Consider the following 24,160-nt stretch of genomic DNA (forward strand, 5'->3'; position numbering starts at 1 on the left):
GCTTTATTCCTTGATCTTGGTGATCTTGGCGCCTTGCAGCGACACGCCCGCTTCCAGGCCGGCATTGTTCAGCACAAAGCTGGTCACCGGGGCCTGGGCCGAGGTGGTGTCGATGCTGCCATTGGCGCCTACGCGGCCTGCGGCCACGGTGGCATCTGCACCCACGGACCAGCCATTGCTGTCGCGGAACTTCGCCAGCGCTTCAGGCGTGTTGAACACATAGATGACGGCCTTGGACTGGCCACCGGCCTGCCAGCCGATCGACGCGCCCGTGGTGCTGTAGTAGCTGTCGCTGCGGCTGCCCACGCGCAGCACGCCGCGGCCGTGCTCCACGCCCACCACAAAGCTGCCGCCAATCACTGATGGGAACACCAGCACGCCCTTGGAGCGTGCGACCAGGTCCTTGGAGCCAGGAGCGGTCTGGTACAGGCGCTCGAGCGCGGCGTTGGCGCGGGCGTCTACCGACGTCTCATCGGCACGAGGCGCATTGCTGGTTTCAGGCTTGGTGACCGTGCAGGCCGCCATCGACAGAGCGCCGGCAACCACTGCAGCGGCGACACCCAGGGTGCGCATAGAAAAACGTTGCATACCTACTCCTATGAAATTTGCTGTTATATCGATCAGGTTGGCACCGCTGTGAATCCTGCGGTGCGCCTAGGAGCAAATAGTAGCCATCCCCGATGACGCTGGAAGGCCGCAGCCGCAACTTGCGGCTTCGGCCTACAGTTTTGGCGATGCGCGTTTGAGACAGGTCAAGGGCAGCCGCCTACCCCAATGCCCCACCCGCCCTCGCCCCGCCTCAAGACCCCCGGTACGTCGAATAGCTCCAGGGGCTGACCAGCAGCGGCACGTGGTAGTGCTGGTCCGCATGGGCCACGCCAAAGTCCAGGTTCACCTGGTTCAAAAAGTTGGGGCTGGGCAGCTCCACGCCTTTGGCGGCAAAGTAGGCCGCCACTTCAAAGCTCAGGCGGTAGGTGCCGGGGCGCAGCGTCGCATTGTCAAACAACGGGGTCTGGGTGCGGCCGTCGTGGTTCAGGGTTTCGCGGCGGATGAGGCGCGCTTCGCCGCCATCGGTGGCGTACAGCGCAATGTCCATGCCCGCAGCGGGGCAGCCGTGCATCGTATCGAGAACGTGGGTGCTCAGGCCCATAGGTAAATCTCCTGATGATTCTGGGTAAGATCGGACTGGTGATGTGCACTAAAAGTGTATACACTTTTTGTCATTCGGCCTACTATCCTGACATGGAATCCACCTCAACGTCCACCATTGCCCAAGCCCTGACCCGTGCCATCGTCGAGCACCGGTTGCTGCCGGGCACCAAGCTGGCCGAGCAAAAACTCGCGGACCACTTTGGCGTGTCGCGCACCCTAGTGCGCCAGGCGCTGTTCCAGCTGTCGCAAAACCACCTGGTCACGCTGGAGCCCGCACGCGGCGCCTTTGTGTCCACCCCGTCTGTGACCGAAGCGCGCCAGGTCTTTGCCGTGCGCAAGATGCTCGAAGCGCAGATGACCCGCAGCTTTGTGAAGACCGTCACGCCCAAGCAGATCAAGGTCTTGCGCGAGCATGTGCGCCAGGAAGCTGCCGCCGTGCACCGCGCCGATGTCACCGAGCGCACCGAGCTGCTGGGCGACTTCCATGTGCGCATGGCCGAGCTGATGGGCAACGATGTGCTGGCCCAGCTGCTGGGCGATCTGATCTCGCGCTGCGCGCTGATCACCTTGATGTACCAGTCGGCCAGCGCCGCTGCCCACTCGCATGAGGAGCACGAAGAGATTGTGCAGGCCCTCGCCCGCAAGGATGCCGAAGGCGCCGTGCAGCTGATGATCGCGCACCTGGAGCATGTGGAGCAAGGCCTGCAGTTCGAACGCGAGATTCCCAGCAACGATTTATCCATGGCTCTGTCCTCGATCACGCTATGACCTACGACGCTACCACCCCCTACCCCCGCGACCTGATCGGCTACGGCCGCGATCTGCCCCATGCCCAGTGGCCCCAGGGCGCACGCATTGCCGTGCAGTTTGTGCTGAACTACGAGGAAGGCGGCGAAAACCATGTGCTGCACGGCGACCCGGGCAGCGAGCAGTTCCTCTCGGAGATGTTCAACCCGGCCTCTTACCCGGACCGCCACATGAGCATGGATGGCATCTATGAATACGGCTCGCGCGCCGGCGTCTGGCGCCTGCTGCGCGAGTTTGAAAAGCGCGGCCTGCCGCTGACGGTGTTTGGCGTGGCCACGGCCTTGCAGCGACACCGCGAACTGGCCCAGGCGTTTTCCGATCTGGGCCATGAAGTGGCCTGCCACGGCCTCAAATGGGTGCATTACCAAAATACGCCCGAAGAGGTCGAGCGCGCCCATATGCAGCAGGCGATGGACATCTTCCACAGCCTCTACGGCAGCCGCAGCACCCACGGCCTGGGCTGGTACACCGGCCGCGATAGCCCCAACACCCACCGCCTGGTGGCCGATTTTGGCGGCTTTGCCTATGACAGCGACTACTACGGCGACGACCTGCCCTTCTGGATGAAGGTCGGCAAGAGCGATGGCAGCGCCGCGCACCAGCTGATCGTTCCCTACACCCTGGACTGCAACGACATGCGCTTTGCGCTGCCCCAGGGCTACTCGCACGCCGATCCCTTCTTCCAGTACCTCAAGGACAGCTTTGATGTGCTGTACGCCGAAGGTGACCCTGCTGGCGAGAACCGCCCTAAGATGATGAGCATCGGCATGCACTGCCGCCTGCTGGGCCGCCCGGGCCGCATCACCGCGCTGCAGCGCTTTCTGGACCACATCCAACAGCACCAGAACGTCTGGGTCTGCCGCCGCATCGACATTGCCCGCCACTGGGCCGAGCACTTTCCCGCCCCCACGCTTTGAAAGATGACACAGCGCCGCGCCCGAGCGAAAAGAAGCGCTAGTACCCCATCCATTCGATAGGAAACACATGGCCCTGACCCTGGAACAACTCAACCAAGCCACGCCCGATGCGGCGCTGGCCATGCTCGATGGGCTGTACGAGCACTCGCCCTGGATTGCCCAAGCCGCGCTGGCCCAGCGGCCCTTTGCCTCGCTCGCCCAGCTCAAGCACGCGATGGTGCGCGTGCTGGCGCAGGCGCCGGTCGATGCGCAGCTGGCCCTGATCCGCGCCCACCCGGAGCTGGCGGGCAAGGCCATGGTGGCCAACACCTTGACGGCAGAGTCCACGCTGGAGCAAAACCGCGCGGGCCTGACGCAATGCACGCCCGAGGAGTTCGCGCAGATCCAGCAGCTCAATGCGGACTACAACGCCCGCTTTGGTTTTCCGTTCATCCTGGCGGTGCGCGGGCCACGGGGCCTGGGCCTCGCTAAGCAGGAGATCATCGCCACCTTTGCGCGGCGCTTGAACCACCACCCCGATTTCGAGCGCAACGAGGCGCTGCGCAACATCCACCGCATTGCCGAGATCCGCCTGAACGACAAATTCGGCTACGAGCCGGTGCTGGGCAATGATGTCTGGGACTGGCAGGAGCGCCTGGCCCAGCACAGCGACGAGGGCTTTGCCGAAAAAGGCCAGCTCACCGTCACCTACCTGACCGATGCCCACCGCGCCTGCGCCCAGCGCATCAGCCACTGGATGCGCGACAGCGGTTTTGACGAGGTCGAGATCGATGCGGTCGGCAACGTCGTGGGCCGCTACCGCCCCGCGCAGGAAGGCGGCAAGTACCTGCTCACCGGCAGCCATTACGACACCGTGCGCAACGGCGGCAAGTACGACGGGCGCCTGGGCATCTTTGTGCCGATGGCCTGCGTGCGCGAGTTGCACCGCGCCGGCAAGCGCCTGCCCTTTGGCATCGAAGTGGTGGCCTTTGCGGAGGAAGAAGGCCAGCGCTACAAGGCTACCTTCCTGGGCTCAGGCGCATTGATCGGCCACTTCAACCCGCAGTGGCTGGACCAGGCCGATGCCGCCGGCATCACGATGCGCGAAGCCATGCAGCATGCCGGCCTGTGCATTGACGACATCCCCAAGATCCAGCGCGATGCATCCAATTACCTGGGCTTTATCGAGGTGCACATTGAGCAGGGCCCGGTGCTGACCGAGCTGGATATTCCGCTGGGCATCGTCACCTCGATCAACGGCAGCTCGCGCTATGTCTGCGAAATGGTGGGCATGGCCAGCCATGCCGGCACCACGCCGATGGACCGCCGCCGCGATGCCGCCTGTGGCGTGGCCGAGCTGATGCTGTATGCCGAGCAGCGCGCCGCGCAGGATGGCGATTCGGTCGCCACCGTCGGCATGCTCGAAGTGCCCAGCGGCTCGATCAACGTTGTGCCCGGCCAGTGCAAGTTCAGCATCGACATGCGCGCGCCCACCGATCCGCAGCGCGACGCGCTGGTGCGCGATGTGATGGGCCAATTGGAGGCGATTGCGCACAAGCGTGGCCTGCGCTACCGCGCCGAGCAAACCATGCAGGCCGCAGCGGCCCCCAGCGCACCGGCCTGGCAGCAGCGCTGGGAGAAAGCCGTGGCCGCCCAGGGCGTGCCGCTGTTTCGCATGCCCAGCGGCGCTGGCCATGATGCGATGAAGCTGCACGAGATCATGCCCCAGGCCATGCTCTTTGTGCGCGGCATCAACAGCGGCATCAGCCACAACCCGCTGGAGTCCTCGACCGCCGATGACATGCAACTGGCGATCGACAGCTTCAGCCACGTCCTTCAACAACTAGAAAACGAAACCGTATGACCACGAACAACGCCACCTACGCCGCCCTGGACCAGTGGATCGACCAGCACTTTGACGAGCAGGTGCAGTTCTTCCAGAAGCTGGTGCAAGTGCCTACCGACACGCCCCCGGGCGACAACACACCGCACGCCGAGCGCACCGCCGAGCTGCTGCAGGCCATGGGCTACACCGCAGAAAAGCATGTCGTGCCCCAGGCCGATGTCGAGGCCTATGGCATGACCTCGATCACCAATCTGATCGTGCGCCGCCCCTTTGGCGCGGCTGGCTCGGGCCGCACCATTGCGCTCAACGCCCATGGCGATGTGGTGCCGCCCGGTGAGGGCTGGAGCCATGACCCCTATGGCGCCCGCATTGTCGACGGCAAGCTCTACGGCCGCGCCGCTGCCGTGAGCAAGTGCGATTTCTCCACCTTCACCTACGCGCTGCGCGCACTGGAGGCCGTGGCCAAGCCCAGCCAGGGCGCGGTGGAGCTGCACTTTACCTATGACGAAGAGTTTGGCGGCCTGCTGGGCCCCGGCTGGTTGCTCGAAAAAGGCCTGACCAAGCCCGACCTGATGGTCGCTGCCGGCTTCAGCTACGAAGTGGTCGTCGCCCACAATGGCTGCCTGCAGATGGAGATCACCGTGCACGGCAAGATGGCCCATGCCGCCGTGCCCCACACCGGGGTGGATGCATTGCAGGCCACCGTCGCGATCATGAACGACCTGTATGCGGAAAACACCGCCTACCAAAAGGTCAGCTCCAAAGTCGCAGGCATCAAGCACCCCTACCTGAACATTGGCCGCATTGAAGGGGGCACCAACACCAATGTGATCCCCGGCAAGGTGCTGCTCAAGATCGACCGCCGCATGATCCCCGAGGAGAACCCGGTCGAGGTCGAGGCCCATATCCGCCAGGTGATTGCCCAGGCGGTGGAGCGCTTCAACAGCGAGCGCGGCTACCAGGGTGACGACGCCGTGCGCATCGACATCAAGCGCCTGCTGCTGGCCAATGCGATGACGCCGCTGGCGGGCAACCAGCCGCTGGTCGATGCCATCCAGACCCATGGCGAAGCCGTGTTTGGCGAGAAGCCCCCGGCTGTGGGCACACCGCTCTACACCGATGTGCGCCTCTATGTGGAGCGCGGCATTCCCGGCGTGATCTACGGCGCCGGCCCCCGCACCGTGCTGGAGAGCCATGCCAAGCGCGCCGACGAGCGCCTGGACCTGGAAGACCTGCGCCGCGCCACCAAGGTCATCGCCCGCTCGCTGGTCGATCTGTTGGCCTGATCCAACGCGGCGCCCGGCTGCGCCGCCTCAGCGGTTTTTACATCCACCGCCCCCAGGCCCCGCGCCTGGGGGCGGTTTTGCATGTGGCGGCAGGCATTTTTGTGAACGAGCCACGCGCATCCAACCGGCCACTCCCCGTCGCATGGTGGCGGCTTGAGGGTAATCAGGGGGGTGCGCCATCAGCGCATGTGTATACACTTTTTGTATGGATTTTTAAGACATAACACTGGCTTTTCTGGTCAGAAATTCCCCGCATGAGGAGTGATAAAGATGCAGTCTGACAAACACCCCGTCGACCAGGTGCTGCCCCTGGGGCGCCTCACCACCTTGGGCTTGCAGCATGTGCTGGTCATGTACGCGGGGGCCGTGGCGGTGCCGCTGATAGTAGGGCGCGCACTCAACCTCGACTCGCACCAGATAGCGAAGCTGATCTCTGCTGATCTCTTCGTCTGCGGCCTGGTCACCTTGATCCAGGCCTGGGGAGCAACCCGCTGGTTTGGCATCAAGCTGCCGGTGATGATGGGCGTGACCTTTGCCAGCGTGGCGCCGATGATCTCGATGGCGCAGACCACAGGAGGCGTCTATGGCGCGGGCCTCATCTTTGGCTCGGTCATCGGCGCGGGGGTCATATCGATCCTGATCTCACCGCTGGTCAGCCGCATGCTGCGGTTCTTCCCGCCGGTCGTCACCGGCACCATCATCACGGTGATCGGCATCAGCCTGATGCGCGTGGGCATCAACTGGATCTTTGGCAACCCGGTCGGCCCCACGGCGCCTTCCGTGCCCAACCCCGAGCATGTCAAATGGCTGCAAAGTGCCCAGATGGCCGCCGGTGCGCCGGGCTCGGCGCTGCCGCCCATCCCGCAGGGCCTGGCCATCCTGCCGTCCGTGCCCAACCCCCGCTATGCCGACCTGAGCGGCGTGGGCATCTCCGCGCTGGTGCTCGTCTCCATCCTGCTGATCACCAAGTTTGCCAAGGGCTTCATGGCCAATATTGCGGTGCTGGCCGGCATTGTCATCGGCGCCATCGTGGCCTCGGCCATGGGCCTGATGACCTATGAAAAAGTCGCGCATGCCGAGTGGTTTGACTTTGTCATGCCGTTCGAGATCGCGATGCCGGTGTTCGACCCCATCCTGATCCTGACGATGACCCTGGTGATGGTCGTCGTGATGATCGAATCGGTGGGTATGTTCCTGGCGCTGGGTGACATGACCAACAAGGAAGTGACCCCCGCCGACCTGACCCGGGGCCTGCGCACCGATGGCCTGGGCACCTTGCTGGGCGGCATCTTCAACACCTTCCCCTACACCAGCTTCTCGCAAAACGTGGGCCTGGTGGCAGTCACCGGCATCCAGAGCCGCTTTGTCTGCGTGGCCGGCGGCTTTATCCTGATCATTTTGGGCGTGTTGCCCAAGCTGGGCGCGCTGGTCGAATCGCTGCCCACGATGGTGCTGGGCGGCGCCGGTCTCGTCATGTTCGGCATGGTAGCTGCCACCGGCATCCGCATCCTGTCGAATGTGGATTTCCGCCATAACCGCTACAACGCCATGGTCGTTGCCGTGTCCATCGGCGTGGGCATGATTCCACTGATTGCACCGCAGTTCCGCCAATGGATGCCCCACGCCATCCACCCGCTGATCGAATCGGGCATCCTGCTCGCCTCCATCTGTGCCGTCGCCTTGAACCTGTTTTTCAACGGCGCCAAACTCGACCAGGCCCAGATCATCAAGGCTGCGCAGCAAGCAGATGCCCACTGACAAGATTGCTGCGGTGCAGCATCGAAACTTAGGCCCACTGCCCCCTAGGGGTGAGCCTGCGCCTTTATCATCCGCTTGGTACACACTGGATTGACTCACTCTTATGGCACAACAACTGTCCGCCGCCGAACAGGCACTGCGCGAAGCCGCACTCGAATACCACCGCAGCCCCAGCAAGGGCAAGATCTCCGTCACCCCGACCAAGCCGCTGTCCAACCAACGTGACCTGTCGCTGGCCTATTCGCCAGGCGTGGCCTACCCCTGCCTGGACATCGAAGCCGATCCCAGCCTGGCGGCTGACTACACCTCGCGCGGCAACCTGGTGGGCGTGATCACCAACGGCACCGCCGTGCTGGGTCTGGGCGATATCGGCCCGCTGGCCAGCAAGCCGGTGATGGAAGGCAAGGGCTGCCTGTTCAAGAAGTTTGCTGGCGTCGATGTGTTTGACATCGAGCTGGCCGAGCGCGATCCGGACAAGCTGATCGACATCATCGCCAGCCTCGAGCCCACACTGGGTGGCATCAACCTCGAAGACATCAAGGCACCCGAGTGCTTCTACATCGAGCAAGAGCTGTCCAAGCGCATGAACATTCCGGTGTTCCATGACGACCAGCACGGCACGGCCATCATCTCCAGCGCCGCGCTGCTCAACGGCCTGGAGCTGGTCGACAAGCAGATCGGCAACGTCAAGATCGCCGTCTCTGGCGCCGGTGCGGCTGCCATTGCCTGCGTCGATGTGATGGTGGGCCTGGGGGTCAAACGCGAGAACATCTTCATGGTGGACTCCAAGGGCGTGATCTATGACGGCCGCCCCGGTGGCCTGGACGCGTCCAAGGCGCGCTATGCGCAAAAGACCGAGGCCCGCACCTTGGCCGACGTGGTCAACGGCGCGGACGTGTTCCTGGGGTGCTCGGCTCCCGGCGTGCTGACCGCCGACATGGTCAAGACCATGGCCGACAAGCCCATCATCCTGGCACTGGCCAACCCCGAGCCAGAAATCCGCCCCGAGCTGGCCAAGGCCGTTCGCCCCGATTGCATCATCGCCACCGGCCGTTCGGACTACCCGAACCAGGTCAACAACGTGCTGTGCTTCCCCTACATCTTCCGTGGCGCGCTCGATTGCGGCGCCAGCAAGATCACCGAAGCGATGAAGCTGGCCTGCGTGCGCGAAATTGCCGCGCTGGCCAAGCAGGACGTGAGCGACGAAGTGGCCGCCGCCTACCAGGGCAAGGAGCTCAAGTTCGGCCCCGACTACCTGATCCCCACCCCGTTCGACACGCGCCTGATCCTGCGCATTGCGCCCGCCGTGGCCAAGGCCGCGCAAGAGTCCGGCGTGGCAGCACGCCCGATCGAGGACATCGACGCCTACCGTGAGAACCTCACCCGCTTCGTCTACCAGACCAGCATGTTCATGCGCCCGGTCTTTGCAGCAGCCAAGGCCAATGTGCAACGCGTGGCCTACGCCGAAGGCGAAGACGAGCGCGTGCTGCGCGCCGTGCAAGTGGCGGTGGACGACGGCCTGGCCAAGCCCATCCTGATCGGCCGCCCTGCGGTCATCGAAGCGCGCATTGCCAAGGCCGGCCTGCGCCTGCAACTGGGCAAGGATGTGGACATCGTCAACCCCGAAGACGACCCGCGCTTCCGGCAGTACTGGGAGGCCTACCACGCGCTGATGGGCCGCAATGGCGTCACGCCTGAGGTGGCCAAGTCTGCCGTGCGCCGCTCCAACACCGTGATCGCCGCACTGATGGTGCACCTGGGCGATGCCGACGCGATGCTCTGCGGCGTGATGGGCCGCTTTGACCGTCACCTGGGCCATATCGAAGACGTGCTCGGCCACAAGACCGACGCCAACCGCCTGGCCACCGTGAATGCGCTGATGCTGGAAGGCCGCACCCTGTTTATCGCGGACACCTACATCAACGAAGATCCGACCGCCGAAGAGCTGGCCCAGATCGCCAAGCTTGCCGCGCAAGAGGTGCAGCGCTTTGGCCTGCCCCCGAAGGTGGCCTTCCTCTCGCACAGCAACTACGGCTCGTCCACCCGCAAGTCGGCGCTCAAGATGCGCGCTGCCCGCGACCTGTTTGCCGCTGCCAACCCCGACATCGAATGCGATGGCGAAATGCATGGCGATGCCGCGCTGGACGAACACGTGCGCGAGCGCACCTTGATCGAGTCGAGCCTGACCGGTGAGGCCAATGTGCTGATCTGCCCGAACCTGGACGCCGCAAACATCCTGTTCAATGTGCTCAAGACCACCGCCTCGCATGGCACCACCATCGGCCCGATCCTGCTGGGCAGCGAGGCCCCCGCCCATGTGCTGACCCCATCGTCCACCGTGCGCCGCGTGGTCAACATGACGGCCCTGGTCGCCGCCCAGGCCCAAGCGCGCAAGGAAGGCAAGTAAGCGCTGGCGCGGCGCAGGCCGCGCCTTTGCTTGCGCAGCAAGCCACACCACACCACACCTAAAGATAGCCCCAGGCATAGCGCCTGGGGCTTTTTTACATCTGTGCCTCTGCCCAGGTGCCCCTCAGCCCGCCCCCTTCACCAGCCGGTCGAACAGCTGCGCATCGCCCATCTGCCCCCCTTTGAGCATCAGCTCCAGCCCATCGATGCGCGCATCATCGCTGCGTGCCACGCTCATGGTCACTCCGGGCGCTAGGGTGCTGTGGAAGGCCAGCCCCCACAGCCCCAACGCCTGCGTCGCCAGGCTGGAGGTATCGCCGCCCGCAATGCCCAAGCGCTTGAGGGGCTGGCCCTGTGCCGCCATCAGGCGCAAGGTCTCTGCCAGCAATTGCGCGCTGCGCTGTGCCACCGCTGCCGTGGTCGCGGCGTCTAGGGTCTGATCGGGTCGGCTGGTGTGCGCCAGCATAGGGCGCCCCTGGAGCAGCCCCTGGGCCAGCTGGGCCGCGCAAGCGCTTAGATAGCCCTCCTCGGCCAACAGCCGGCCCACATCCACCTCCCGCTTGTCAAACTGCTGGCTGGCCGCGATCTGCTGGCTGGAGACCGGCGACAAGCTGCCCACCAGCACCAGCACCGGGCCCTGCGCGGGCGCCAGCGGTTCAGCCGCTGGCACTTCCCCCAACAACCCCAGTTGGCGCCAGCCTGCGATCAGGCACTGCTCCACGCCGCTGGGCCCCACGGCCAGCAACGGCGCTTGCTGCGCACGCGCCCACAGCAGCGCGCCAATCTGCGGCAGCTGGGCTTCGTGCACCAGGTCGATCAGCAAGGCATCTGGCACAGGGCTTGCTCCTTCCTGAGCCTGCATCCAGCGGAGAAGCACGTCGGTATCGGCGCCCGCCAGCTCCAGCTGCCGGGTGCTCAGCAGCCGAATATCGGCCAGCCGCTGCTTGGCCAGATGCAGGCGAAGATCGGCCTCGTCCATGGGGGTGACGGGGTGCTGCCGCATGGTGGGGTGGCGGTCAATACGGTGAACCGCCCCCCCTGGCCCGGCCTGCGCAAACAGGTTGCCAAAGGCGCAAAAGCGCCCGATATTGGGCTGGCCGCCAACGATCACCGCTGGCGATGCGCCTGCCACCTTGCGCAATGCCGTCACAGCCGCGCCAATGCTGCCCACATGCGGGGCGCTGTCAAAGGTGGAGCAGCATTTGTAGTGCAGCAGCGGCGCGCCGCTGGCGGCCATGAACTGCGCCACCGGCGCCAGCACCTCGGCCATCGCAGCGGGGGCCAGGCTGCGGGCCGCACCGGCGATGCCAATGGCCTGCAAGGGCCCAGCCTGGGCCCGTTGCGCCTCGGTCGGAACCTCCAGAAAAAGCAGAGACCGCAGGCCCGCCTGCGCCACCGTGGCCAGGGTGTCGGTCGCACCGGTAAAGTCATCGCCATACCAGACGACAGCGGGCTTGCCGCGCAGCAAGGTGTCCAGCATGTGGCCTATCCACGCTTGCCAAAAAACTGCAGTGCCCGCGCCAGCTCCGGCGCATGCCAGGCATAGTCGTCCAGGCTGCTGCCTTCACGCACGGCAGCCCAGGCCTGGCGAATGCTCACCACGCCAGCGGCGGGGCCATCGGGGTGCGCCAGAATGCCGCCGCCCGACATGAACAGCAGGTCATCGCTTTGCAACGCCGCCCAGGTGGCAGGCACCGTACCCGCCCACTGGCCCGATGAGAAGGCGGGCAGCACGCAGTCATCCTGCGCGGCCGACAGGCGCCGCTGGCAGTCTTGCGCCGATTCCACCACCTCAGCATCAGGCTGCGCAAACTTGCCTTGCAAGCCATGCACATGCACATGGTCCACACCAGCCAGGCGCCACAGGGTCTGGTAGGCCTGGTAGCCCATGCCCAGCATCGGGTCGCGTGACAGCGCGCCATAGCCATTGCGATGCGCATGCAGCGCCAAGGGCGTGTGGCGCCGCAGGCTCTGGATGCCCGACAGCCCGCACCAGTTGATGCTGGCCATCACGCAGCTGCCGCCCTCCTGCTGCACCAGGTCGGCATGGCGCAGCATGGCGCTGGTCTCATCGGTGATGTTGAAGGCCACCATCACCCATTTGCCGGTGCGCTCCCGGTGCTCGCGGATCACGCGCATCACGGCAGGAATGCGCTCCTCAAGCGGCGCATGCGCCGGGTTGGCCGATACCTCATCGTCCTTGATAAAGTCCACACCCGCGTCGCAGAGCTGCCGCACCAGGTCGGCCGTCTGCTGGGCCGATAGCCCCACATTGGGCTTGATGATGGTGCCCACCATGGCGCCTGCGCTGGCCCCAATACTGCGCCGCGTGCCGGCCACGCCCATCGTCGGCAGATCGAACTGGTCGCGGTAGTCCGGCGGGAGGTCCAGGCGCTCCAGCCGCAGGCCCGATACCTCTCCCAGGTCATACAGATTGCCGCTGACGGTAGCGGCCAAGGTGGGCAGATTGGCGCCCACATTGGCGATGGGGAAGGCAATGCGCACACGCGCACGCTGCCAGTTGGCGCCTGCGCCATAGCCTTGGCGCTCCAGCCAGGCATTGGGCAGGCTGGGCCGCTCCACCGTGCCCAGCGGCTGCACCTGCAGCACCTGGGCACGTGCGCGCGCGCGCAGGTCATCGGTCTCGCCGGCCACGCGGGTGAAGGTGCCGCAGGACTGCTCACCGGCCATCACCTCGGCCACGGCCTCGGGCGCCAGCGGCGTCTCAATCAGGTAGCTGGCTTCAAAATGGGTAGATTTCATCGCATTTCCAGGCCCAGGGCGGGCCGGCCATCACAGGGTGTTGAGGTCAGGGAAAGGGCGCACGGGGTTCTGACCATCCCAGTCCTGCGAGGCCGCACGGATCAGATCAAACATCTTTCCCTTGGGGCCCATCACTTCGGACAGCTCGATCACCGTGCCCGGGTGGTACTCGGTGTCAAAGTAGATAAAGCGGCCGTTCTTGCCCACCTCGCCACTCATCTGCGGCTTGAAGCCCTGCGCCAGCAAGCGCTGCAGATCGGCGTCGTAATCGGTGGTCCAGTACGCCACATGCTGCAGGCCCGTGCGGCCCGCGCGCAGAAAATCGCGGTACATCGACGGCACATCGTTGCGCACCTGGATCAGCTCCACCTGCACAAAGCCCGAGTTGGCCAGCGCCACCGAGTTGTGCGGCTGGTAGCGCTCGCCTGCGTACTGGTAGTTCTCGATCGGCACCTGCGGGTTGTAGAACCAGGGGCCCACGCCCAAGGTCTCGCTCCAGTACTGCATCGCGGCCTCGATGTCGTCGACCACATAGCCCAGCTGGCGGATTTCTCCCAAAAAGCGGCTCATAGCTTGTCTTTCGTTTGTTGTTAAGTTGGTTGTTGCGTTGGTGGCATGGGCGCTGCCTCACGTGGGTGCACGCGATGCAGACCAAGGCCGGGAAGCTGGCCGGGTGGCCTTGGGGCCGCAGTCCGCTTATAAAAATCCGGTAGAAATCCAGGGAATGGCCGCGACAAAAAGCAGCCCGACAAACAGCGCCAGCATGTAGCCGCCGATGGGCCGAATGCCCTCGTTGGGGTTGACCTTGCTGATCGCGCAGGCGCCGTAGTAGCCCACGCCAAAGGGCGGCGCAAACAAGCCAATGCCCATCGCGAAGATCACGACCATTGCGTAATGCACCTCGTGCACGCCCACCTCCTTGGCGATGGGGAAGAGCAGCGGGCCAAACAGCACGATGGCGGGGATGCCTTCGAGCACACTGCCCAGCACGATGAAGCAGACGATGGAGATCGCGAGGAACCCCCAGCTGCCGCCCGGCATGCTGGTCATCGCCTTGGCCAGGTCCGACGAGAAGCCCGACTGCGTCAGCCCCCAGGCCATGCCAGTGGCGCAGCCGACAATCAGCATGATCGCGCCCGACAGCGAAGCGGTCTCGACCAGCATGGGCTTGAGGCGCCGCCAGTCAAAGCAGCGGTAGATGAACAGGCCCACCAGCACCGAATAGACCACGCCGATGGTGGAGACCTCGGTCGCCGTCGCAATGCCCTCCACGACCGCGGCGCGGATCACAAAGGGCAAGGCCAGCGCCGGCAGCGCGATCACCAGCAAGCGGCCAATCTGCTTGCCGCTAAAGCGCTCCACACCGCCCAGTTCCTCTTTGCGGTAACGCCACCACACGACGCAGCACAGCGCAGCGCCCAGCACCACGGCGGGCAGCATGCCGCCGGTAAACAGCGCGGCAATCGATATGCCGGTGACCGAGCCAATCGTGATCAGCACGATGGACGGCGGGATGGTCTCCGTCTGCGCGCCGGTGGCCGACAGCAGCGCGACCAGATCGCCCTCCTTGGCGCCGCGCTTTTTCATCTCGGGGAAGAGCACCGGCGCAATCGCCGCCATGTCGGCCACCTTCGATCCCGAGATGCCCGATACCAGGTACATCGCGCCAATCAGCACATAGGACAGCCCACCGCGCACGCGGCCCAGCAAGCTGGCCAGAAACTGGATCATAGCCTTGGCCATGCCGGTCATCTCTATGAGCGAGCCCAGAAAAATGAACATCGGCACCGCCAGCATGATCAGGTGCGACATGCCCTCATCCAGGCGCCCCACCATCACCACCAGCGGTGTGCGGGTGGTCAGCGCCAGGTAGCCAAAGGTGGCCAGCGCAAACGAGAACGCAATCGGCACACCGGCAAACACCGTGCCCGCCACCACCAGCACAAAAAAGATCACCAGGTTGAACTTGCCCAGGCTCTTGAACAGCGGCTGGCACAGCCAGAACAGCAGCACCAGCGCAGCCACCATGGCCACCGCCGCCAGCGCCTTTTGCCAGGTCGTCTGCGTGAGCAGGCGCAGCAGGGCCACCACGGCCATCAGGCCCATGCCCACCGGCAGCGCTGCGGCGCGCCAGGCATTGCTCAGCTCCATCGCCGGGGTGGTGATAAAGGCCTCCTCCTCCGCGTACTCGTAGGCGGGGCCCAGCACCATCAGCAAAAAGGCCAGCGATGCGGCCAGCGCAAAGGCCTCCAGCGCCGCGCGCAGGCCTGGCCGCACATTGTTGATAAAGGCCGTCATGCGCATGTGCTCGCCCCGGCGCAGCGCCACCACGGCGCCCAGCATGGACAGCCACAGAAACATCAGCGAAGCCAGCTCATCGGACCAGACCAGCGGCTGGTGGAACACATAGCGTGCCACCACGCCGGCAAACAGCACGATGATTTCGGCCAGCACCAAGGCAGCGGCCGCTGTCTCGACGATGGCGCCCAGGCCACGGTCAACGCCACGCGCGAGCGAGGCCAAGGCGTTGTCGGGCGGCGCAGCAGAGTGCCCCGCCAGCGCGGGGGTTGCAGGGTGGGACATGGCAATGCTCTTTCAGGGCGTGAATCAGAGCAGCGCTCAAGCGAGCTTGCCAACGGCGCCTTCGAGCAGGCTCCACACGTCCTTGCCAAAGCGGCCTTGCCAATCCTTGTAAAAGCCCGAGCTGCGCAGCGCCGCGCGAAAGCTCTCCGCATCGGGCTGGTTGAACTGCAGGCCCTTGCTGGCCAGATCGGCCTGCACCGAGGCATTGAGCTGGCTGATATCCGCACGCTGCGCCATGCCGGCATCGTTGATCGCCGTGGCCACGATCTTCTTTAGCTCCGCCGGCAGGCTCTCCCACATGCGACCATTGGCAATGAACCAGTAGCCGTCCCAGATATGGTTGGTCAGCGAGCAGAACTTCTGCACCTCGTAGAGCTTGGCCACCTGGATGATGGGCAGCGGGTTCTCCTGCGCATCCACAATGCGCGTCTGCAGCGACGAGTACACCTCGGAGAACTGCAGGCTGGCCGGCGCCGCGCCCAGGCCCTTGAACATCGCAATCGGCATCGGGCTCACCGGCACGCGGATCTTGAGGCCATCCATGTCCTTGGCGCTTTGCACCGCGCCCTTGCTGCTGGTGGTCTGGCGGAAACCGTTGTCCCACATCTTCTCGAACGCATAGAGCTTGCGCTTGGCAATCTCGGCCCGCACCATCGCACCCAGCTGGCCGTCCATGGCCTTCCAGACCTGGTCGTAGTTGGTAAACGCAAAGCCCACCGCGTTGATGGCCGCTGCCGGCACCAGGGTCGCAATCACCAGCGCCGACGGCGTGAAGAAATCGATACCGCCCGAGCGCACCTGCGCCAGCATGTCGGTATCACCGCCCAGCTGGTTGTTGGGGTAGATGGCCATTTCCACACGGCCATTGGTTTCCTTGCGGATGTGGTCGGCCGCCTCTTGCGCGCGGACGTTGAGCGGGTGGCTGAGCGGCAGGTTGTTGCCGTATTTGAGCGAGAACTCGGCCGCACGGGCGATCAATGGAAAGCCCGAGACCACGCCTGCGGCAGGCAGGGCGGTCAGTCCCTTGATGAGGGAACGGCGGCTGAGTTCGGTCATGCTTGTCTCCTAATATTTGATTTGAATTGATGTAATGGCACAGATCTCATACTGGAAGATATGCAAACGACTTGCTATAGTCAAACGCACAAAATGATTGAATCTGATGTTTTCTGATGCCTAGCCACCCAGCAATGCCCCCGCAGCGTCTCACGCTCAAAACCGTGGCCGCCCTGGCGGGCGTCTCCACCGCGACCGCCGACCGGGTGCTGAACCAGCGCCCCGGCGTGCGCCCCATCACCGTGCAGAAGGTGCGCCAGGCCGCGCAGGCGCTGGGCTACCTGCCCGATGCCCTGGCCGATGCCGCGCCCCAATCCGCGCCCTGGAAGCTGGCCTTTGTATTGCCCCAGGGACAGAACCCCTACCTGCGTATGCTGGGCGACACCATTGGCTTTTCAGAAAGCCACCAGGCGCCGTTCAATGTGAAATGCCAGGTGGAATATGTCGAGAGCTTCAACCCCGAAGCGCTGGCCGCCACCTTGCTGCGCCTGGGCAAGCGCGTGCAGGGCATCGCCTTCATGGCCATCGAGCACCCGGCCGTGCGCGAAGCGGTGCAGCAACTCGCCGACCGGGGTGTGCCGACCTTGACCGTCATCTCGGACCTGGACAACAGCGCCCGTATCGCCTATGTGGGGCTGGACAACCGGGCCGCCGGCCGCACCGCCGCCTACCTGCTGGCCCGCTTTATCGGCAGCCAGCGCCGCGATGCGCAAATCGCACTGATCGCAGGATCGCGCAGCTACCTGGCGCATGAGGAGCGCGAGGGCGGTTTTCTGCAACTGCATGCCGAGCAGTTCCCCGACATGCAGATCCTGGGCCTGCGCGAGAGCTATGACGACTCCTCCCGCAACTACCAGCAAACCAAGGAGCTGCTGCAACGCCACCCGCATATCGCCGGCATCTACAACATCGGTGGTTCATCCGATGGCGTAGGCCGCGCATTGCAGGAAGCCGGCCGCGAGCACCAGGTCGTCCTCATCGGCCACGGCCTCACCCCCGACACCCGCGCCCTGCTGATCAACGGCACCATGGACGCCGTCATCACCCAAAGCCACCTGGGCATCATCATGAGCTGCATCCGCATGTTCAGCAATCTGCGCGACCAGCTCGACACGATGACGGCGGTGGACATTGTGCGGAGTCAGGTCATTTTTCGGGAGAATTTGCCTTGAGGGGCGGGGTCCCCCATTGCAGTACACGCGCCAAGCACGTACCTAACTCACATACCTCCTGTAGCTAGAATCCACTCCCAAGTGCTCTTCAGCGGAATCCCCCGCCTCCCCCAACCCAAGGAATGACATGCATCCTGTACCGCGCTTGGCCCAACAGCTTGTCACTGAATGGGCTGAAGACCTAGCTGTGAACTGTCAAGAGGTTGTTTGCAGATTTGAGCCTGGCCATCGGGGTAATTCGACCAATGCCGCTGTGAGGCCTGTGCCAGTTGTAGTAATGCTGCCAGCGATGTAAGGCTTGTGCTCGCTCAGCTGAATTCTGGTATGTCCAACCATAGGCCCACTCGCGCAGCGCCGATTGGATGAATCGCTCGGCCTTGCCGTTGGTCTGTGGCCGGTACGGCCTGGTGAACTTGTGCTGCACGCCCAAGGCGTTGCAGGCCGCAGCGAACTCCCTTGAGCGGAATGCCGCACCGTTGTCGGTCAGCAGGCGTTTGATGCTCACTCCAAGCCCCGCGTAGTACGCCACGGCGTTGCGCAGAAAGGCGACGGCTTGCGGCGTTTTCTCGTCCGGATGCATAGCGGTAAAGGCAATGCGTGCGTGGTCGTCAATGGCCACGAACAGTGTCTCCCATCCCGCACCATCGACCGAATCGCGCCGATTGCCTGTGACGCGGTGGCTGGGCCGAACGATGCGCCCGAGCTTCTTGGTATCGATGTGCAGCATGTCTCCAGGCGCATCGTGCTCATAGCGAACCACGGGCTCGGACGGCTGCAGATCGCTGAGTCGAGACAGGCCCGCACGGGCCAATACCCGGCTCACGGTGGACGCCGAGACGCCTGCGTAGCTGGCAATGCGCGACTGCAGCATGCGGCGTTTGCGTAGCTCAACAATGAGTAAGGCCTTGGACTCGCAGATGGCTTTGGGAGAGCAAATGGGCCTGGAGGAAGCATCGGCCAGGGCTGCTTCGCCGCCCCAGAGGTAGCGGCCCAGCCACTTGCGAGCGGTCTGTGCGGTGACGCCTTGAAGGGCTCCGGCCTGAGAGGCATCCAGGCCTTGCAAGGTCATCTGTTTGACCATCTCCAGTCTCCGGGCAAAGGTAAGTCGGGCATGCTTATGAGTGTTCATCCGGTTGGCTGTCCTGAGTGGGTTGGGTGTTTGGCGACTTCCAGTCTCTCAAATCCAACCCGGATGAACACCGGATACAACCTATTGAACCTTCACACCTAGCCCCTGTCCTTGGCCGCTCTGTTGAAGAAATACAGCAAAAGGGCCTGGGCGCAGCAGACTTTCCATCGAACGGAAGCTTGCACATCAAACTGATGGACGGCTCGTTTGTTCAGTTCGAACACGCATTCCATGTGGTCAATGCGCAGAAGTTCGCGATTGCGGTCTTCACGGAACACTGCGGCTACCATGTCTTCCCTTTCCATGAAGCCGAGGTGTCCCGTATCCAGCGCGAGGTTCTGTTTGTGCAAGCGTTTTAGGGATCTATCCATTCCCGCAACCAATCGATCCCAACGCGCCGGTCGGCTCCGTCACATCTCATCAATCGCCGTACTTGCAGCGCTACCCTGCGCCCCCGCCAGCCCTTCCCCCGCCTCAATCGCAAAGCGTTCCCGGCAGTTGATATAGAAGCTCGCGCCAAAGCGCCCGACGGGGAAGAACTCCTGCAGGCGCACCCGCCATTTTTCGGTGTCGACCAGGCCGTCACGCACGGCCAGCCATTGCACGCGGCCGATAAAGACATAGCGGCTCGCGGTTTCCAAGGTTTCGTGCAGCAAGCATTCGAAGGCGACGGGGGCTTGCACGATGCGTGGGGGGCGCACGCTTTGGGAGGGGGTGGCTGTCAGGCCCGTGTGGTCCAGCTCGCTCTCGTGCGGGGCCAGGCGGTCGCCGCAGCGGTGCATGGCGGCGGCCATCGCTTCGTCGGCGATGTGCACCACAAACTCCTTGTCGCGCAGGATGTTGGTGGCGGTGTCCTTTTGCGCGGTGTCCTGCAGCTTGTTCACGCTCAGCATCACCACCGGTGGGTCCTCGCCCATCATGTTGAACATGCTAAAAGGCGCGGCGTTGACGGTGCCGTCGGCGCCCAGGGTCGTCACCAAGGCTATGGGGCGCGGCACGATCAGGCTGGCCATCAGCTTGTAGCGTTCGTAGGTGCCCAGCTGGGCAAAGTCGATCTCGGTCATGGGCGCTTTCTCATCGTCTGAATGGGGCATTTTGCTTGCAATTGCCATGCCCGGGCGGCGCCGCCCCAGTAGCCGACCAAGCATGTATACAAGCTGCACCAAGCAGATGCGCTGCCATGCATCTGCGCGTGCACGCCCCAGCTGCATCACCTGGAATTTGCACCAGGCTGGTGCAGCTACGCACGCCAATACAGGGGCTTACAAACTGGCACCGATCTTGCAAACGACCTTGTATGCAACATCGGAGGCTCCCCATGCACAAGCGCAGTTTTCTGAAGACCACCGTCGCCGCTCTGGCGCTGTCCTGGGGTGCGGCCCAGGCGGCAGATGCGCCCATCAAGTTCCAGCTCGACTGGCGCTTTGAAGGGCCAGCCGCCTTCTTCCTGCAGCCCGTCGCGCAAGGCCTGTTCAAGGCCCAGGGCCTGGATGTGACGGTGGATGCCGGCAATGGCTCGGGCGGCGCGGTGCAGCGCGTGGCATCGGGCACCTACGACATGGGCTTTGCCGACCTGGCCTCGGTGATGGAGTTCCATGCCAACAACCCCGACGCGCCCAACAAGCCCGTCGCCGTGATGGTGGTCTACAACAACACGCCGGCCTCGGTGATGGCGCTCAAGAAGTCGGGCATCAAGACCCCCGCCGATCTGGCTGGCAAAAAGCTGGGCGCGCCGGTGTTCGATGCCGGCCGCAAGGCCTTCCCCATTTTTGAAAAGGCCAATGGCGTCAGCAACGTGGCCTGGACGGCGATGGACCCGCCGCTGCGCGAAACCATGCTGGTGCGCGGCGATGTCGATGCCATCACCGGCTTTACCTTTACCAGCCTGCTGAACCTGGAGGCGCGCGGCGCCAAGGCCAGCGATGTGGTGGTGATGCAGTACGCCGACTATGGCGTCAAGCTCTACGGCAATGTGATCATCGCCAGCCCCAGGATGATCCAGGAGCGGCCCGAGGCGATCAAGAAGTTCCTGACCGCCTTTGCCCAGGGCGCCAAGGGCGTGATTGCCAACCCGGCCCAGGCGATCCAGTCCGTCAAGGCGCGTGATGGCATCGCCAATGTGGCGCTGGAGACGCGCCGCCTGCAGCTGGCGATCGACACCGTCATCAACAGCGCCGACGCCCGCAAGGAAGGCTTTGGGCGCCTCGACAGCAGCCGCCTGAGCCTGATGGCCGCCCAGGTCTCCGATGCCTATGGCACCAAGACCCGCGTCAAGGCCGAAGACGTCTGGAACGGCAGCTTTCTGCCGCCTGCCGCCGCGCTGGATGTGCTCCCCAAGAAGTAAGCCATCCACCAGCTGAGCACATCGCATCGCCCCGCTCCCTTTCACTGATCAACCACCACCTGACGAGACCATCCCGTGAAAAAACGCAGCTTCCTCCATGCCTCCATCGCCCTGCTGGCCGCCGCCAGCACCTGCAGCGCCCTGGCCCAGCCGCTGACGCCGCTCAAGTTCCAGCTCGACTGGCGCTTTGAAGGCCCGGCCGCTCTCTTTGTGCACCCCGAACAAAAGGGCTACTTCAAGCAGGCAGGTCTGGATGTGACGGTGGAAGCTGCCAGCGGCGCGGGCGCGATCCAGCGCGTGGCCTCGGGCACGCATGACCTGGGCTTTGCCGACCTGGCGGCGCTGATGGAGTTCCATGCCAACAACCCCGATGCGCCGATCAAGCCGGTGGCCATCATGGTGATCTACAACACCACACCGGCATCGGTGATGGCGCTGAAGAAATCGGGCATCACCAAGGCCAGCGACCTGACCGGCAAGAAGATGGGCGCACCGATTTTTGACGCAGGCCGCCGCACCTTCCCAATCTTTGCGCAAGCCAATGGCGTGGGCGCCGTGCAGTGGACGACGATGGACCCACCGCTGCGCGAAACCATGCTGGTGCGTGGTGATCTGGATGCCGTCACCGGCTACACCTTCACCAGCCTGCTCAACCTGGAAGCGCGTGGCATCAAGGCCGAAGACGTGGTGGTGCTGCCCTATGCCACCCATGGCGTGCAGCTCTACGGCAATGTCATCATCGCCAGCCCCAAGCTGATTGCCGAGAAGCCCGAAGCGGTGCGCGCCTTCCTCAAGGCGTTTGCGAAAGGCGCCAAGGAAGCGATTGCCGATCCGCAGGCCGCCATTGCCTCGCTCAAGGCCAAGGATGGCCTGGTCAATGTGCCGCTGGAGGTGAAGCGCCTCAAGCTCACCATCGACACCGCCATCGACAGCAAGGGCGCGCGCGAAGAAGGCTTTGGCCAGCTGCGCCCCGAGCGCCTGGGCCTGATGGCCGAGCAGGTCGCCAAGGCCTATGAAACCAAGAACCCCGTGCCCGCCCAAGCAGTGTGGAACGGCAGCTTTCTGCCCAGCGCTGCCGAGCTGGACATCCTCCCCAAGCGCTGATCCCGCCGCCTGCAGGGCGCTGCCCGCGCCCTGCCCTTTTGAAGACGATTGCACCCTATGACGGCCTCCCTCCAAGACCCTGCCTTTGTTGAGTTTCGCGATGTCTGGCTGGCTTACAACGACGAGTTGCAGGCCAAGAACCAGTTCGCTGTCGAAGCCATTGACCTGCAAGTGCGCCGTGGCGAGTTCATCGCCATCGTCGGCCCCTCGGGCTGCGGCAAATCCACCTTCATGAAGCTGGCCACCGGCCTGCGCATGCCCAGCATTGGCAAGATCCGCATCGATGGCCAGCCCGTCACCGGCCCGCTCAAGATATCGGGCATGGCCTTCCAGTCGCCATCGCTCTTGCCCTGGCGAACCACGGTCGACAATGTATTGCTGCCGCTGGAGATCGTCGAGCCGCACCGCAGCCAGTTCAAGGCCCGGCGCCAAGAGTACGAAGAGCGCGCCCGCCGCCTGCTGCAAAAGGTCGGCCTCGCGGGCTATGAGGACAAGTTCCCCTGGGAGCTGTCGGGCGGCATGCAGCAGCGCGCCAGCATCTGCCGCGCGCTGATCCATGAGCCCAAGATGCTGCTGCTCGACGAGCCCTTTGGCGCCCTCGATGCCTTCACCCGCGAAGAGCTCTGGTGCATCCTGCGCGATCTGCATGCCGAGCAGCAGTTCAACGTCATCCTCGTCACGCACGACCTGCGCGAATCGGTGTTCCTGGCCGACTCCATCTACGTGATGAGCAAGAGCCCCGGCCGCTTTGTGGTGCGCCGCGATATCGACATCCCCCGCCCGCGCGATCTGGAGCTGACCTACACCAAGGAGTTCAGCGACATCGTGCATGAGCTGCGCGGCCACATCGGTGCGATGCGCAAGACCGGCACCGTGATCAACCAGTAAGCGCCCAGGCCCATTCACTTATGTACAAGCTCAACAACCCCAAGCTCGAACGCTGGTCACCCTGGCTGCTGCTGGCGGCCGTCGTCATCGTCTGGCAAATCATCTGCTCGGCCTTCCAGGTGTCGGAGTTCATCTTCCCCAGCCCCTTGCTGATCTGGCAGCAGTTTCTGGAGTTCCACGCCGTCATCGCCGCGCATGCCTGGCGCACCTTCTGGGTGACGATGGCAGGCTTTGGCGTGGCCATCGTCGTCGGTGTTTTGCTGGGCTTTTTGATTGGCAGCTCGCGCCTGGCCTACGCCGCCGTCTACCCGCTGATGACCGCCTTCAACGCGCTGCCCAAGGCCGCCTTTGTGCCCATTCTCGTCGTGTGGTTTGGCATCGGCATTGGCCCGGCCATCCTCACCGCGTTTCTGATCAGCTTCTTCCCCATCATGGTCAACATCGCCACCGGCCTGGCGACCTTGGAGCCCGAGCTGGAAGACGTCTTGCGCGTGCTGGGCGCCAAACGCTGGGATGTCCTCATCAAGGTCGGCCTGCCCCGCTCGCTGCCCTATTTCTACGGCTCGCTCAAGGTTGCCATCACCCTCGCCTTTGTCGGCACCACCGTGTCCGAGATGACCGCCGCCAACGAAGGCATTGGCTACCTGCTGATCTCTGCCGGCTCGTCCATGCAAATGGGCCTGGCCTTTGCGGGCCTGTTGGTGGTGGGCGCGATGGCGATGGTGATGTACGAGCTGTTCAGCTTTGTTGAGAAGCGGACTACCGCATGGGCGCACCGAGGCGCGAACAACCACTAGAGCCGTTAACACGACCCTTGATACGTCGTTGCCCTGACTTGTCGTACTAACGTACTGCCTGCGTCAGGACGCCTCGTCTCAACCGCAAACCTACGGTTTGCTGGGCCGTGTGAACGGCTCTATAGCGGATCGAAGCTTTCAGGCTGAATCACAGCAACCGCAACAAAGGGGCC

At 64.1% G+C, this 24,160-nt stretch carries 21 protein-coding genes; 12 read left to right on the forward strand and 9 right to left on the reverse strand.

Annotated elements, in window-relative coordinates:
* Positions 1–3: 3 nt before the first annotated feature.
* Positions 4–588, reverse strand: coding sequence for a YSC84-related protein (locus F0Q04_RS19345; RefSeq protein WP_116925812.1), 585 nt, complete (start codon positions 586–588; stop codon positions 4–6).
* Between the two features lie 211 nt (positions 589–799).
* Positions 800–1,150, reverse strand: a complete 351-nt coding sequence (gene uraH, locus F0Q04_RS19350) for a hydroxyisourate hydrolase (protein ID WP_021027040.1) — start codon at positions 1,148–1,150, stop codon at positions 800–802.
* 92 nt (positions 1,151–1,242) lie between these two features.
* Here uraH and F0Q04_RS19355 point away from each other — a divergent pair, with 92 nt between their 5' ends.
* From F0Q04_RS19355 to F0Q04_RS19380, 6 genes are all read left to right on the forward strand, one after another.
* Positions 1,243–1,920, forward strand: coding sequence for a GntR family transcriptional regulator (locus tag F0Q04_RS19355; RefSeq protein WP_182342983.1), 678 nt, complete (start codon positions 1,243–1,245; stop codon positions 1,918–1,920).
* Positions 1,917–2,876: an allantoinase PuuE gene (puuE, locus tag F0Q04_RS19360; protein WP_116925810.1), complete on the forward strand. Its 960-nt coding sequence runs from the start codon at positions 1,917–1,919 to the stop codon at positions 2,874–2,876. The genes F0Q04_RS19355 and puuE overlap by 4 nt, the downstream gene beginning before the upstream one ends.
* A 67-nt stretch (positions 2,877–2,943) precedes the next feature.
* Positions 2,944–4,719: a 2-oxo-4-hydroxy-4-carboxy-5-ureidoimidazoline decarboxylase gene (gene uraD / locus F0Q04_RS19365; RefSeq protein WP_116925809.1), complete on the forward strand. Its 1,776-nt coding sequence runs from the start codon at positions 2,944–2,946 to the stop codon at positions 4,717–4,719.
* Positions 4,716–5,987, forward strand: coding sequence for a M20/M25/M40 family metallo-hydrolase (locus F0Q04_RS19370; RefSeq protein WP_182342985.1), 1,272 nt, complete (start codon positions 4,716–4,718; stop codon positions 5,985–5,987). Before uraD ends, F0Q04_RS19370 begins: the two co-directional genes overlap by 4 nt.
* A 270-nt stretch (positions 5,988–6,257) precedes the next feature.
* Positions 6,258–7,745 carry a nucleobase:cation symporter-2 family protein gene (locus tag F0Q04_RS19375; protein ID WP_116925807.1) on the forward strand — a complete coding sequence of 496 codons (1,488 nt, stop codon included), beginning with the start codon at positions 6,258–6,260 and terminating at the stop codon, positions 7,743–7,745.
* 103 nt (positions 7,746–7,848) lie between these two features.
* A complete protein-coding gene (locus tag F0Q04_RS19380; RefSeq protein WP_182342987.1) occupies positions 7,849–10,152 on the forward strand; it encodes an NADP-dependent malic enzyme in 2,304 nt (767 codons plus the stop codon).
* Between the two features lie 123 nt (positions 10,153–10,275).
* On the opposite strand, the gene F0Q04_RS19385 is transcribed toward F0Q04_RS19380, so the two are convergent.
* From F0Q04_RS19385 to F0Q04_RS19405, 5 genes are all read right to left on the reverse strand, one after another.
* Positions 10,276–11,631 (reverse strand): four-carbon acid sugar kinase family protein, encoded by a 1,356-nt coding sequence (locus F0Q04_RS19385; RefSeq protein WP_182342989.1) that lies wholly within the window; start codon positions 11,629–11,631, stop codon positions 10,276–10,278.
* 5 nt (positions 11,632–11,636) lie between these two features.
* Positions 11,637–12,914 carry a ribulose-bisphosphate carboxylase large subunit family protein gene (locus F0Q04_RS19390; protein ID WP_116925804.1) on the reverse strand — a complete coding sequence of 426 codons (1,278 nt, stop codon included), beginning with the start codon at positions 12,912–12,914 and terminating at the stop codon, positions 11,637–11,639.
* Between the two features lie 30 nt (positions 12,915–12,944).
* Positions 12,945–13,484 (reverse strand): VOC family protein, encoded by a 540-nt coding sequence (locus tag F0Q04_RS19395; protein ID WP_182342991.1) that lies wholly within the window; start codon positions 13,482–13,484, stop codon positions 12,945–12,947.
* Positions 13,485–13,610: 126 nt separating this feature from the next.
* Complete coding sequence (locus F0Q04_RS19400) at positions 13,611–15,497, reverse strand: TRAP transporter large permease subunit (RefSeq protein ID WP_182342993.1); 1,887 nt, start codon at positions 15,495–15,497, stop codon at positions 13,611–13,613.
* Between the two features lie 36 nt (positions 15,498–15,533).
* Entirely contained in the window at positions 15,534–16,553 is a 1,020-nt protein-coding gene (locus F0Q04_RS19405) for a TRAP transporter substrate-binding protein (RefSeq protein WP_182342995.1), read from the reverse strand.
* Between the two features lie 134 nt (positions 16,554–16,687).
* Here F0Q04_RS19405 and F0Q04_RS19410 point away from each other — a divergent pair, with 134 nt between their 5' ends.
* Positions 16,688–17,725, forward strand: coding sequence for a LacI family DNA-binding transcriptional regulator (locus F0Q04_RS19410; protein WP_232539409.1), 1,038 nt, complete (start codon positions 16,688–16,690; stop codon positions 17,723–17,725).
* A gap of 181 nt (positions 17,726–17,906) precedes the next feature.
* On the opposite strand, the gene F0Q04_RS19415 is transcribed toward F0Q04_RS19410, so the two are convergent.
* The gene (locus tag F0Q04_RS19415; RefSeq protein ID WP_182342999.1) at positions 17,907–18,854 is read right to left on the reverse strand and encodes an IS481 family transposase; all 948 of its coding nucleotides are present in this window, start codon (positions 18,852–18,854) and stop codon (positions 17,907–17,909) included.
* A gap of 26 nt (positions 18,855–18,880) precedes the next feature.
* Between F0Q04_RS19415 and F0Q04_RS19420 the strand changes: the two genes are divergently transcribed.
* Positions 18,881–19,213, forward strand: a complete 333-nt coding sequence (locus F0Q04_RS19420; RefSeq protein WP_182343001.1) for a hypothetical protein — start codon at positions 18,881–18,883, stop codon at positions 19,211–19,213.
* Positions 19,214–19,264: 51 nt separating this feature from the next.
* On the opposite strand, the gene F0Q04_RS19425 is transcribed toward F0Q04_RS19420, so the two are convergent.
* Entirely contained in the window at positions 19,265–19,918 is a 654-nt protein-coding gene (locus F0Q04_RS19425) for a flavin reductase family protein (protein ID WP_116925799.1), read from the reverse strand.
* Positions 19,919–20,172: 254 nt separating this feature from the next.
* Here F0Q04_RS19425 and F0Q04_RS19430 point away from each other — a divergent pair, with 254 nt between their 5' ends.
* From F0Q04_RS19430 to F0Q04_RS19445, 4 genes are all read left to right on the forward strand, one after another.
* Positions 20,173–21,198 carry an ABC transporter substrate-binding protein gene (locus tag F0Q04_RS19430; protein WP_182343003.1) on the forward strand — a complete coding sequence of 342 codons (1,026 nt, stop codon included), beginning with the start codon at positions 20,173–20,175 and terminating at the stop codon, positions 21,196–21,198.
* 75 nt (positions 21,199–21,273) lie between these two features.
* Positions 21,274–22,302 carry an ABC transporter substrate-binding protein gene (locus tag F0Q04_RS19435; RefSeq protein WP_021027055.1) on the forward strand — a complete coding sequence of 343 codons (1,029 nt, stop codon included), beginning with the start codon at positions 21,274–21,276 and terminating at the stop codon, positions 22,300–22,302.
* A gap of 57 nt (positions 22,303–22,359) precedes the next feature.
* On the forward strand, positions 22,360–23,190 hold the full coding sequence (locus tag F0Q04_RS19440) for an ABC transporter ATP-binding protein (RefSeq protein WP_021027056.1): 831 nt from the start codon (positions 22,360–22,362) through the stop codon (positions 23,188–23,190).
* Between the two features lie 20 nt (positions 23,191–23,210).
* Positions 23,211–23,987 carry an ABC transporter permease gene (locus F0Q04_RS19445; RefSeq protein ID WP_116925797.1) on the forward strand — a complete coding sequence of 259 codons (777 nt, stop codon included), beginning with the start codon at positions 23,211–23,213 and terminating at the stop codon, positions 23,985–23,987.
* Positions 23,988–24,160 lie beyond the last annotated feature (173 nt).

This window comes from Comamonas koreensis, from assembly GCF_014076495.1.
Taxonomy (GTDB): Bacteria; Pseudomonadota; Gammaproteobacteria; order Burkholderiales; family Burkholderiaceae_C; genus Comamonas; species Comamonas squillarum.

Coding starts and splice junctions, on each gene's coding strand:
- F0Q04_RS19345 (WP_116925812.1), bottom strand. CDS start 588: ATGCAACGTTTTTCTATGCGCACCCTGGGTGTCGCCGCTGCAGTGGTT.
- uraH (WP_021027040.1), bottom strand. CDS start 1,150: ATGGGCCTGAGCACCCACGTTCTCGATACGATGCACGGCTGCCCCGCT.
- F0Q04_RS19355 (WP_182342983.1), top strand. CDS start 1,243: ATGGAATCCACCTCAACGTCCACCATTGCCCAAGCCCTGACCCGTGCC.
- puuE (WP_116925810.1), top strand. CDS start 1,917: ATGACCTACGACGCTACCACCCCCTACCCCCGCGACCTGATCGGCTAC.
- uraD (WP_116925809.1), top strand. CDS start 2,944: ATGGCCCTGACCCTGGAACAACTCAACCAAGCCACGCCCGATGCGGCG.
- F0Q04_RS19370 (WP_182342985.1), top strand. CDS start 4,716: ATGACCACGAACAACGCCACCTACGCCGCCCTGGACCAGTGGATCGAC.
- F0Q04_RS19375 (WP_116925807.1), top strand. CDS start 6,258: ATGCAGTCTGACAAACACCCCGTCGACCAGGTGCTGCCCCTGGGGCGC.
- F0Q04_RS19380 (WP_182342987.1), top strand. CDS start 7,849: ATGGCACAACAACTGTCCGCCGCCGAACAGGCACTGCGCGAAGCCGCA.
- F0Q04_RS19385 (WP_182342989.1), bottom strand. CDS start 11,631: ATGCTGGACACCTTGCTGCGCGGCAAGCCCGCTGTCGTCTGGTATGGC.
- F0Q04_RS19390 (WP_116925804.1), bottom strand. CDS start 12,914: ATGAAATCTACCCATTTTGAAGCCAGCTACCTGATTGAGACGCCGCTG.
- F0Q04_RS19395 (WP_182342991.1), bottom strand. CDS start 13,484: ATGAGCCGCTTTTTGGGAGAAATCCGCCAGCTGGGCTATGTGGTCGAC.
- F0Q04_RS19400 (WP_182342993.1), bottom strand. CDS start 15,497: ATGTCCCACCCTGCAACCCCCGCGCTGGCGGGGCACTCTGCTGCGCCG.
- F0Q04_RS19405 (WP_182342995.1), bottom strand. CDS start 16,553: ATGACCGAACTCAGCCGCCGTTCCCTCATCAAGGGACTGACCGCCCTG.
- F0Q04_RS19410 (WP_232539409.1), top strand. CDS start 16,688: ATGCCCCCGCAGCGTCTCACGCTCAAAACCGTGGCCGCCCTGGCGGGC.
- F0Q04_RS19415 (WP_182342999.1), bottom strand. CDS start 18,854: ATGAACACTCATAAGCATGCCCGACTTACCTTTGCCCGGAGACTGGAG.
- F0Q04_RS19425 (WP_116925799.1), bottom strand. CDS start 19,918: ATGACCGAGATCGACTTTGCCCAGCTGGGCACCTACGAACGCTACAAG.
- F0Q04_RS19430 (WP_182343003.1), top strand. CDS start 20,173: ATGCACAAGCGCAGTTTTCTGAAGACCACCGTCGCCGCTCTGGCGCTG.
- F0Q04_RS19440 (WP_021027056.1), top strand. CDS start 22,360: ATGACGGCCTCCCTCCAAGACCCTGCCTTTGTTGAGTTTCGCGATGTC.
- F0Q04_RS19445 (WP_116925797.1), top strand. CDS start 23,211: ATGTACAAGCTCAACAACCCCAAGCTCGAACGCTGGTCACCCTGGCTG.